Annotated in this window: 7 protein-coding genes; 6 read left to right on the forward strand and 1 reads right to left on the reverse strand. The window is 61.0% G+C overall.

Annotated elements, in window-relative coordinates; translation table 11 throughout:
- Positions 1–145: 145 nt before the first annotated feature.
- Positions 146–2,788 (reverse strand): aminopeptidase N, encoded by a 2,643-nt coding sequence (gene pepN / locus M0H32_RS05740; protein ID WP_248151973.1) that lies wholly within the window; start codon positions 2,786–2,788, stop codon positions 146–148.
- A 217-nt stretch (positions 2,789–3,005) separates the two neighbouring features.
- On the opposite strand from pepN, the gene M0H32_RS05745 reads away from it, so the two are divergent.
- From M0H32_RS05745 to M0H32_RS05770, 6 genes are all read left to right on the forward strand, one after another.
- A complete protein-coding gene (locus M0H32_RS05745) occupies positions 3,006–3,503 on the forward strand; it encodes a class I SAM-dependent methyltransferase (protein ID WP_248151976.1) in 498 nt (165 codons plus the stop codon).
- A gap of 24 nt (positions 3,504–3,527) precedes the next feature.
- A complete protein-coding gene (locus M0H32_RS05750) occupies positions 3,528–4,718 on the forward strand; it encodes a CaiB/BaiF CoA transferase family protein (protein WP_248151978.1) in 1,191 nt (396 codons plus the stop codon).
- A 15-nt stretch (positions 4,719–4,733) separates the two neighbouring features.
- A complete protein-coding gene (locus M0H32_RS05755) occupies positions 4,734–5,318 on the forward strand; it encodes an NUDIX domain-containing protein (protein ID WP_248151980.1) in 585 nt (194 codons plus the stop codon).
- Between the two features lie 339 nt (positions 5,319–5,657).
- Positions 5,658–7,505 carry an adenylate/guanylate cyclase domain-containing protein gene (locus M0H32_RS05760; RefSeq protein ID WP_248151981.1) on the forward strand — a complete coding sequence of 616 codons (1,848 nt, stop codon included), beginning with the start codon at positions 5,658–5,660 and terminating at the stop codon, positions 7,503–7,505.
- A gap of 189 nt (positions 7,506–7,694) precedes the next feature.
- Positions 7,695–9,581, forward strand: a complete 1,887-nt coding sequence (locus M0H32_RS05765; protein WP_248151984.1) for an ABC transporter ATP-binding protein — start codon at positions 7,695–7,697, stop codon at positions 9,579–9,581.
- Positions 9,578–11,464, forward strand: coding sequence for an ABC transporter substrate-binding protein (locus tag M0H32_RS05770; RefSeq protein ID WP_248151985.1), 1,887 nt, complete (start codon positions 9,578–9,580; stop codon positions 11,462–11,464). The genes M0H32_RS05765 and M0H32_RS05770 overlap by 4 nt, the downstream gene beginning before the upstream one ends.
- Positions 11,465–11,666 lie beyond the last annotated feature (202 nt).

The raw sequence follows: 11,666 nt of genomic DNA on the forward strand, positions 1-11,666 counted from the left end.
TAAAAACCGCCGCATCGAAGCCTCGCCCCGAATCACTTCCATTTGAATCAAAACGTCTGAATTTGTCCAGACCTGGCCAAGAAGAAAATGGTTAACGGCTGAGCCGTTTTGCTGGTCTCCCGTTAACCTTCCTCAGTATTGCACACTATTGCAGGGTTCTATCCACGATGTCGCGGCTATCTCTCGACAGTTCTTCGCATGCGGAAACCCTCAGGAGCGCAGATTCAGCAAGGGCAGATCTCTGTGGGTCAAGGGCGCGCCAGGAGCGGAAACTCGTCAAAAGCCGGGAGGCGACTTGCGGATTGCGCTTGTCGATCTCCAGAACTGATTCGGCGACGAGTTCAAATCCGGCCCCGTCCGCCCTCGCAAACTGGGTCGGATTGCCGGTGGCGAAGGATTGAAGCAACGCACGGACCCGGTTGGGGTTGGTGGCATCGTAGAGCGGGTGGCCCATCAAGGCTATGACGATGTCGACGGCTTTTGGCCCCGGAGTTGTCGCCTGGGTCATGAACCATTTGTCCATGGCCAGCGAGTTGTCCTTGTAGCGGTCGCGATAGGCCTCCAACGCGTCGTCTTTTTGAGGCGCGCCGTCATGCACCAGCAGTGTCAGTGCCGCGAGCCTGTCGGTCATGTTGTCGGCAGACGTGAACCGTTGCCAGACGGTGTCCTGGCCGGCAGCGTCTCCCGGCAGGGCAAAATAGGAAAGGGCACGGTTGGCGAGGGCCCGCTTGCCGGCGGAGGCGGCATCGGGCGAAAAGGGACCCTCCGGTGCAAAACCCGTGGCAAACCTCTGGAATGCGGTCTTGTGTTCGCTGCCGATGTCCCGGCGCATGATCGAACGCGCGGCGTGTATGGCATCCGGGTCGACATCCTTGCCGATTTCCTGCGCAATATCGGCCTCACTGGGCAGGGTCAGGGCCAGGGCGCGCAGGGCATCGTCCAAAGCGGCGTCCTCCAGGATCGCGGCGAACACGTCGATCACGTCCTTCGAGCAGGTCGCCGGCTGATCCTGACTGCACAAATGTGTCATGCGCACCAGATCCCGCATGGCCAGGGTCTGAACGGCCTGCCAGCGGTTGAACGGATCCTTGTCCTGGGCCGCCAGGAACGCCAGATCCCGTGGTTCCAGATGCTGGTTGAGCCGGACAGGCGCGGAAAAACCACGCAGCAGCGACAGAACCGGCGGCGCCGCGACATTCTCGAAGGTCACGTCCTGATGGGCCTTGTCCAGGATCAGGACATCTCCGGCGACAATAGCGCCCTCGGGCGCGGCGACATCCAGATCTTCCCCGTTCGGGCCGATCAGGCCGAAGCGCAGCGGAATGACGGCGGCCCTGCTCGTCTTCTGACCGGGCACCGGCGGGATTTCCTGGCTGAGCGACAGGGTAAAGGTCTTGCGGTCCGGGTCGTATTCGGTTTCGGCGGTGACGATCGGCGTACCGGCCTGTTCGTACCAGAGCGCGAACTGGCTAAGGTCCGCGCCCGCGGCCTCTTCGAAACTCGCCAGGAACGCCTCGATGGTCGTGGCCTCGCCGTCATGGCGGTCGAAATAGAGATCGAGCCCCGCACGAAAGCCTTCATCGCCGAGCAGCGTTTTCAGCATTCGGACAACCTCGGCCCCCTTCTCATAGACGGTGGCCGTATAGAAGTTGTTGATCTCGTGATAGATCTTCGGCCGGACCGGATGCGCCAGCGGTCCCGCGTCCTCGGGGAACTGGTGCGACTTCAACAGCCGCACATCGGCAATGCGCTTGACCGCGCGCGAGCGCATGTCGGAGGAAAATTCCTGATCACGGAAAACGGTCAGGCCTTCTTTAAGACACAGCTGGAACCAGTCGCGGCAAGTAATGCGGTTGCCGGTCCAGTTGTGGAAATATTCGTGGGCGATCACCGCCTCGATATTGGCATAGTCCTGATCGGTTGCGGTTTCCGGATCGGCCAGCACATATTTGTCGTTGAAGATGTTGAGGCCCTTGTTCTCCATCGCGCCCATGTTGAAGTCGGACACGGCGACAATATTGAAGACATCAAGGTCATATTCCCGGCCGAAGACCTCTTCGTCCCAGCGCATCGAGCGTTTCAGGGAATCCATCGCCCAGCCGCAGCGGTCTTCCTTGCCGTGCTCGACATAAATGTTCAGCGCAACGCCCTTGCCTGAGGCCGTGGTGAAGCTGTCGGAGACTTCTGCAAGATTGCCGGCGACCAGTGCGAATAGATAGGCAGGCTTCGGGTGCGGGTCGTGCCAGACGGCGAAATGCCGGCCGTCATCCAGCTCGCCGGTCTCGGCCAGATTGCCGTTGGCGAGCAGCACGGGACAGTCCTTTTTCGGGGCTTCGAGGCGGGTGGTGTAGACCGACAGCACGTCCGGGCGGTCGAGGAAATAGGTGATGCGCCGGAAGCCTTCGGCCTCGCACTGGGTGCAATAGGTGCCGGACGAGCGGTAAAGTCCCATCAGCTTGGTATTGGCGTCCGGATTGATCTCCGTGACCAGGGTCAGGTCGAACGGTTCCGCGGGCGGTGCGGACACTTCGAGCTGCTGCGCGTCTGCCTTAAAGGCGGTTTCGGCAAGAGGGTTTCCGTTTATTCGGATCTCCGTCAGGGTCAGTTCGTCGCCATCCAGGAGCAGCGGCGAGCCAGCTGGTGTCTCCGGCTGCCTGCGCAATTTCAAGGTTGCCGTGACACGGGTGGCCGACGGATCGAGATCAACATTCAGGTGCACGGTGTCGATGCGGTAGGCGGGCGGTTGATAGTCTTCCAGCCGGATGGCCGGCGCCGTTTCGGAACGCATCTGGGTCTCCTGAAAAATGGCCCGCGGGAAACTGGAACGGAAAGCGGACGAGCTAACGCGTTAGCATGATCAATGAATATGGCAAAGACCTGTTTGGTCTGCCTCTCGGGCGGGGCGACGTGCCGCAGACGTGAAGTGCCGATCCGACGGATCGGTTTTGACGCAGAGCAGGCCATTGTCTATGTGAGGGGCAATAGCATTTGCAGGGATCTTTTTAATGAGCCGTTTGGACAGTTTTATCCGCCGCATGACGTCGCAGAAAATTCTGCTGGAATACCTGGTCGACCAGGTCAATGAAGTTAAAGGTCCGGTTCTGGAGTTGGGGCTGGGCAACGGCCGCACTTACGATCACCTGCGCGAGATCTATCCGGACAAGGAGATCTTCGTCTTCGATTTTGCCATGAACTGCCACCCGAGCTGCGCGCCCGACGCCGAGCACATGATCCTCGGCGATATCCGCGACACCCTGGCCTTCTGCGGGCCGCGGGTAAAGGCCAAGGCCTCCTTTGCCCATATCGATATCGGCTCGGCGGATCCGACCAACGACCTTGCCATCGTTCACTGGCTGGCGCCGCTGGTCAACGAACGCATGGCCGTTGGTGGCTTTGTGCTGACCGCGCTGGAACTGGACCTGGCCAATTTCGAACGCCTGGAAAAACCCGAGGGCATTCACCCGGGCCGTTACCACATCTACCGCAAGACGGCCGAAGCCTGATCCGGCCACGATAGGAACACCCACATGAGTGCGCCGCTGAAAGGCATCAAAGTCGTTGAACTCGCCCGTATCCTTGCCGGGCCCTGGACGGGACAGACGCTGGCCGATCTCGGTGCGGATGTCATCAAGGTCGAAAGCCCTCAGGGCGATGACACCAGAGGCTGGGGCCCGCCTTTTGTCCGGGACGAGGCGGGCAACGACCGCGATGCGGCCTATTTCCATGCCTGCAACCGCGGCAAGCGTTCGATCACGGTCGATTTCCGGACCGAGGAAGGTCAGGAAGTTGTCCGCCGCCTGGTGGCGGACGCGGATGTCCTAATCGAGAATTTCAAGGTCGGCGGCCTCAAGAAATACGGCCTGGACTATGACAGTCTCGCCAAGGTCAATCCGAAGCTGGTCTACTGCTCGATCACCGGATTCGGTCAGGACGGGCCGTATGCCCATCGGGCCGGATACGATTTCATGATCCAGGGCATGGGCGGCATCATGGACCTGACCGGCGAACCGGACGGCGATCCGCAGAAGATCGGCGTGGCCTTCGCGGATATCTTTACCGGCCTTTATGGCGTTGTCGGCGTTCTGGCCGCTCTGCGCCGGCGCGACGAGACTGGTGAGGGTGAATGGGTCGACATGGGTCTTCTCGATGCCCAGGTCGGGGTTCTGGCCAATCAGGCATTGAACTATTTTGTCTCCGGCAAGTCCCCCAAGCGCCTCGGCAATGCCCATCCGAATATCGTGCCCTACCAGGTGTTCCCGGCGAGCGACGGTCATCTGATCATCGCGGTCGGCAATGACGGCCAATTCCGGCGGCTCTGTGCGGTTCTGGGCCGTCCGGACCTGGCCACTGAGCCGAAATACGCCACCAACGCGGCCCGCGTCGCCAGCCGCTCCGAGCTGGTGTCGATCCTGACGGCCGAAACCGAGACGCGGACCCGGGACGATCTTCTGGCGGCGCTGGAAGGCGAGGGCGTGCCGGCCGGGCCAATCAACTCGGTCGAGGACGTCTTTCAGGACACCCAGGTTCTGCACCGGGGGCTCAAGGTCGATCTGCCGGCAACCGGCACGGAAACCGGCACCGTCGCCTCCGTGCGCACGCCGATCAAGTTCAGAAACGGTGAGCTGGTGCTCGACCGGGCGGCGCCCGCGCTTGGCGAGCACACGGACGCCATCCTGGCGGAGCTCGGGATTAAGGCCGCGACCAATTCCGGTGAATGACACACAGGTAAGGCGATGACGGACACGGAATTCCTGGAGATCGTGGACAGCACCGTGCTGTCGGACAACTGGGGCACGCTGACCCGGCACAAGATCCGCTACAGGCGCCGGGATGGCACCTGGCAGGATCAGATTCGCGAGGTCTATGACCGGGGTCACGGGGCCGCCTGCCTGTTGTTCGATCCGGAGACGGAATGTGTTCTGTTGACCCGCCAGTTCCGTTTACCCGCCTTCTTCAGCGGCAAGGAGCCGTTTGTGATCGAGGCGCCGGCCGGCCTTTTGGAAGGCGCGCAGCCCGAGGAGCGGATGCGTGCGGAGCTGATCGAGGAGACCGGTTTTCAGGTCTCCAGGCTCGAACATGTGTTCGACGTATTGATGAGCCCGGGCTCGGTGACGGAATATCTGGCATTTTTCACCGGCACCTACCATCTGAAGGACAAGGTGGCGGAGGGTGGCGGCGAACCGGGCGAAGGCGAGGACATCGAGGTGATGCATGTGCCGCTGAAAGAGGCGCTGGCCATGATCCGGTCCGGAGAGATCGCCGACGCAAAAACCATCATCCTGCTGCAGGAACTGGCACTGCGGCAGGCCGGGGTCTAGGGTCTGTGGACAATTGGGATTTGGTCTTGGTTTGAATACAAATGGCTCGAGTTCAAGAAGCAAAGGCGCAGGAAAGGTCAGCCCTTTCAAGCCTTTGCGACGCCGAAATGAGCCATTTGCATTCAAATCCCCATTGCCAATATCTGGCGGGACGCAGCGGATTTCGGTTTCGCGTGCGTCGGAAAGGTCTTGTGGTGGGCAGCACCTCTGCGAACTTTCCTTCCTGTGGATTTTGAGAGCCTGCCATAATTTGACGCAAAGCATCAGGCAGGTAAGCTGCTTCGAACAGGTAAGGGGCAAGGCCCGTTGAAGACACTCAGGCGCAAAAGCAAGCGGATCATGATGTCCCTGACGTCCATTGTCGGGCTCAGCTTCGGTGCGTTTGTCGCGCTGGCGATCGGGCTGGTGCTGGTTCTGTCGATCTCCGCCAATTTCAAGAACACGTTTTCGCTGCTTAACGACAAGACGATCCTGAGCACGCAGTCGCTCGAAACCCAGTTGCGCACCCACTTTGCGTCCGTGGAAAATGCCATCATTGGACTGAAACCCTATTTCGACGACGGCAAGATCGGCTTTGACGATCCGGAGCGGACACTTGAAGATCTGACGATTGCCCTGAAATCGAACAACGATATCACCACCCTGGCCCTCACCAATGCAGAGGGCCGCCGGATCGGTGTCTACCGGGCTCCCAACGGCAAGATCTGGCGAATCAATTCCGACGCGCCGCCGCCGGGCATGACGCCGAAGGATCTTCCCGAACTTGAGGTGGACAGCCCACCAACCTGGGGCGCCCTGGTCAAGCATGAGGTCGGCCTCTTCGCAAATGTATCTGTGCCGCTCGTTCGGGATGGCGGGCTCGTCGGTACACTGACGGCAGCCACGTCCATGGAAGAGCTGAGCCAGATCGTGTCGGCACAGGACGAAGGCCAGGACAACACAGTCTTCATCATCGCCGAGGGCGACCAGGTCATCCTGCATTCGGACGCCAACTGGCTGCAGACCGGCGGCAAGATTACCGACAATCTGCCCGGATCGTTTTTGACGGTCGGCGATCCGGTGCTCGCCGGGATCGCCAATGAAGAGCCGCTGGAGGAATTTAAAAAGGCCGCGGAACTGGGGATCGACGTCTCATTTGTCCAGGCCAACGGCAACGAATACATTGTGATGAAGGCTCTGCTGGACGGGTTCAGCGACAAGCCATGGACTGTCGGGCAGTACTATCTGAGCGCGACTGTCTCGCGCGAGGTCAGGCGCCTCGCCGGGTCGATGTTTGTCGGCTTCGGAGCCCTGATCGTCTCCGTGCTGATCGCCTTCTGGATGGGGCGCCGAGTGGCCCGGCCGCTGAAATACCTGGCGCTGCAGTCCAAGCGTGTCGGCACGCTGTCGCTCAATGAGGTCGAGCCTCTGCCGCGCAGCCGGGTGGCTGAAATCGATCAGGTTGCGCTCGCCTTCAACTCCATGGTGGAAGGCCTGAAGGCCATGAACACCTATGTGCCGCGCTCCTTGTTCATCAAGCTGATGCGCCTCGGAGGCGGGCGGGCGGCCGAAGCCCGGGAAGCCGAACTCACGATTCTTTTCTCCGACATTGTCGGCTTTACCGCCTTGTCGGAACATCTGAGCGCCGAGGAGACCGCCGGCCTGCTCAATGAGCATTTCGCCATTCTGGTCGAAGCCGTGGAAGGAGAGGGCGGCACGGTCGACAAGTTCCTGGGCGACGGCATGCTGGCCTTCTGGGGCGCGCCGGATGCCCGTCCGGACCACGCGGAAGCCGCTGTTAAAACCGCAAGACGGATCGCTGCGGCGCTGCATGAAGCCAATCTGAAGGCGGCCGAAAAAGGCCGGCCGCGGATGTCCCTGCGCATCGGCATTCACACCGGACCGGCGGTTGTCGGGAATGTCGGCGCGCTCGACCGGTGGAACTACACAGTTGTCGGCGACACGGTGAACGCCGCGGAGCGGCTGCAGACACTCGGCAAGGAAGTGGAGGGCGAACCGGAAGTAACGATCCTCGCAAGCGCCGACACGGTTGCGCAATTGCCGGCCGAACGCCATCAGCATGCCGTCGGTGCCCATCACCTGCGCGGCCGCAGCGGCCGCATGGAAGTCTTCTGGCTGGATCCGTTTGCCGAGCCCGGCCCGGTCGCATTGATGACAGAGGATCTCCCCGTCAGCGCGGCTGAATAAGCCAGACCCTGCGGCACGTTGGGGCAGCTGCTCCAATCGGCAGCATTTTCCGAAAAATGTGACGTAGATCACACTTGCGGGATCCTGAATCCTGCATTGCTATCCTCCGGCGAATTTGGTTGTCTTTCAAATGCAATGCGGGCTTAGTAAGCCTTTGATGGACAATCCTTGCCTGGGAGGAAATGCGCGGTGAATGTTCTCTCGATCGAGGGACTGACGGTCGATTTTAATACGGCGGAAGGCCAGGTCCGCGCTGTTGACGATGTCTCGTTTGTCGTTCCCGAAAACCGCACCGTCGCACTGGTGGGGGAATCGGGCTCCGGCAAGACGGTCATTTCGCAGACTATCATGGGACTGTTGCCGCAGGCCGCCAGCATTTCATCGGGCAAGGTGATCCTGGCCGATCCAACGGGCGCGGAACCTCCTGTCGATATCGCCGCGCTGGAGCGCAAGGGGCCGCGGATGCGGCATCTGCGCGGTAACCGCGTCGCCATCATCTTCCAGGAACCCATGACCTCGCTGTCGCCGCTGCATACGATCGGCGACCAGATCGGAGAGGCGGCGCTGCTGCATCGCAACGTGTCGAGCGCCGAGGCGCGCGAGCTGACCAAGACGATGCTGAGCCTGGTCAAGTTCCCGGATCCGGAGCGGGCACTCGACACCTATCCTTTCGAACTTTCCGGCGGCCTGCGCCAGCGTGCCATGATCGCCATGGCGATGATCTGCCGGCCCGCGCTCCTGATCGCCGACGAGCCGACCACGGCGCTGGACGTGACCATCCAGGCGGAAATTCTCAAGCTGATCCGGGAGGTTCAGGCCGAATTGCGCATGTCGGTGCTGATGATCACCCATGATTTCGGCGTGGTCGCCAACATGGCCGACGAGATCGCGGTGATCTATCACGGCCGCATTATGGAAAAGGGCACCGCCGAACAGCTGTTCTCGGATCCCAAGCACGACTATCTGAAAGCGTTACTCAATGCGGTGCCGAGCTTTCACATGGACAAGAACGAGCGTCTTGTACCGATCCGGCCGATCGTGCTGCGCTCGGAGGATCTGTCGGCGAATCGTCCGAACTGCAACGTCACGCCGGGCGAACCGCTGGTCGAAATGCGCGACGTCACCAAGCGCTTCACCCTGCGCAAAGGCTCCTTGCTGGGCGGCAAGGCCAAGACGATGACCGCGCTCGATTGCATCAACCTGACCATCCGGCGGGGCGAGTGTCTGGGGCTGGTCGGCGAATCCGGCTCCGGCAAGACCACGGCCGCCAAGGCGATCCTGCGGGCAATGCGCCTGGAAGGCGGCCAGGTGCTCTACAATCGCGGCAAGGGCCTGGAAGACATTGCCGGTCTCAAGGGCCAGGAATTGATGGATTACCGCCGCCGGGTCCAGCTGATCTTCCAGGATCCGTTCTCTTCGCTCAATCCGCGCATGACCATCAACGACACACTGATGGAGCCCCTTGAGGTCCATGGCATCGGTACGCCGAAGGAGCGGGCGGAACGGGCGCGCAACCTGATGGATCTGGTCGGTCTCGATCCGCGTTTCCTGCGCCGTTACCCGCATTCCTTTTCCGGCGGCCAGCGCCAGCGTATCGGCATCGCCCGCGCACTCGCGCTCAACCCGGAATTCATCCTGTGCGACGAGCCGACCTCGGCACTGGACGTGTCTGTCCAGGCCCAGATCCTCAATCTGCTGCAGGACCTGAAGCGGGATCTCAACCTGACCTATCTCTTCGTCAGCCATAACCTGGCTGTAGTGGATTATGTCGCCGACCGGATTGCCGTGATGTGCCGTGGACGCCTTGTGGAACTCGGCGAGACGCGCACCGTCGTCGGCAATCCGCTCCATCCGTATACCAAGGCGCTGTTGTCGGCGGTTCCCGAACCGGACCTGTCTGCGCCGCTGGATTTTGCCGCTCTCGATGCCAACCGGGCATCGGAGCCGCATCTTTGGCCGGAACCCTTCCGCGTGGAAGACGGACTTGTGCCGTCCCTGGTGGAAATGGAACCGGATCACTTTGTCTGCGCACCCGGCCTGAAGAACACCGGGGCGCTTGAGGGGACAGCAGCATGAACTTCAAAAATTCCATCCGGGCCGGTCTGTTTCTGACCGCGGCCATGATCGCGGGGCCGGTGGCCGCGCTGGAGCTGAAGGAGACGCCCGGCCTCGACCCGTCTCTGCCGCCCGTTGCCGAACGGGTGCCGTCGGAACCCTTGATCGTTGACCTGGAGGCCACCGGCCGTACGGTCGGCAAACACGGCGGCAAGATCGACACGCTGATCGGTCGCGCCAAGGATGTGCGTCTGATCAATGTCTGGGGGTACGCCCGCCTGGTCGGCTACAATGAAAAGCTGGATCTGGTTCCCGACATTCTGGAAAATGTCGAGGTGGAAGACGGCCGCATCTTCACGCTGCACACCCGCGAAGGCCACAAATGGTCGGACGGTCATCCGTTCGGGGCGGAAGACCTTCGCTATTACTTCGAGGATGTGGTCAGCAACGAGGAACTGACCCCGTCCGGTCTGCCGCCCTTCCTGATGGTGAACGGCAAGGGCCCGAACTTCGAGGTGCTGGACGAAACGACGGTGCGCTTTACCTGGGACGACCCCAATCCGCTGTTCCTGCCGGAACTGGCCAAGTCGCGTCCGCCGTTCATCTACCGCCCGGCCCATTACCTGAAGCAGTTCCACGACAAATACGGCGACGCCGATTTCATCGCGAAGGAAGCCGAAAAGGTCAAGGCACGCAGCTGGGCGCCGCTGCACAACAAAAAAGACGACATGTATAACGCCCAGAATGTCGACATTCCGTCGCTTCAGCCCTGGGTGCGCAAACGCGACGACAGCGATCTGCGCTTTGTTCTGGAACGCAATCCCTATTACCACCGCGTCGACAGTACCGGCCAGCAGCTGCCCTATGTCGACGAGGTCATCATGACGGTGGCCGACGGCAAGCTGATCCCGGCCAAGGCTCAGGCGGGCGAAAGCAACCTTCAGGCCCGCAATCTCAGCTTCTCCGATATCACGGTCCTGAAAAAGGGCGAGAAGCAGAACGACTATGTGACTGCGCTCTGGTCCAACAGCAAGGGCTCGGAAATCTCGATCCTGCCGAACCTGACCGTCAAGGATCCGGTCTGGCGCGAGCTCCTGCGCGACACACGTTTCAGGCATGCCCTGTCGGTGGCCATCGACCGCAACCTGCTCAATCGGGTGCTGTTCTTCGGTCTCGGCACACCGGGCAATGACACGGTGCTAGCCTCCAGCCCGCTCTACAAGGCCGAACTCACGACCAAATGGGCGGACTACGACCCGGACAAGGCCAACGCTCTTCTGGACGAAATCGGTCTGACCGAGCGCAACGGCAAAGGCATCCGCCTGATGCCCGACGGCCGTCCGCTGGAAATCATCGTCGAGACCTCCGGCGAAGAACAGGTGCAGGACGATGCCCTGGAGCTGGTCAAGGAAATGTGGAAAGAGGTCGGCGTCGCGCTTTTTGCCAAGCCGAGCCAGCGGGACAACATGCGCGAGCGGGCGATCACCGGCGATCTGGTCATGTCCGTCTGGACCGGCTTTGAAAACGGCATTCCGACGTCCGAAATGCCGCCGGACGATTTCGCGCCGGTGCGCGGCGACGCGTTTTCCTGGCACAAGTGGGGCGATTATTACGAGACCCAGGGTGAGGGCGGTGAAAAGCCCGACTGGGCCCCGGCCGAGCGCCTGATGGAGCTTTACAAATCCTGGTTGGTTTCGAAGACACCAGAAGAGCGCACCAAGATCTGGGAGGAAATGCTGCAGATCCACGCCGACGAAACCATCCATATTGGGCTGGTCTCGGGTGTCCGTCAGCCGGTCGTGGTCAAGGGCCTGGAAAATGTCCCGTTGGAAGGCATCTACGGTTGGGACCCGGGCGCGCATTTCGGAATTCACCGCATGGATGAGTTCTACTTTAAAAACTGACCCGGGGCTGTGTGGCCTAACACTCAAGAAAATCGGACGGCCCGGCAGAAATTCCTGCTGACCGGGCCGGCCCGGTGCCAATTCGGAAAAGGTCTTCCAAGACTTCTTCCAGTGTTGGCGCCGACGTGTTACGCCATGACCTGACACGTGCCGAAATTTCGTCATATGATCGAAACGGAAATCGACTTTTAGTGCGGGTATT

Source organism: Roseibium sediminicola, from assembly GCF_023156505.1.
GTDB lineage: Bacteria > Pseudomonadota > Alphaproteobacteria > Rhizobiales > Stappiaceae > Roseibium > Roseibium sediminicola.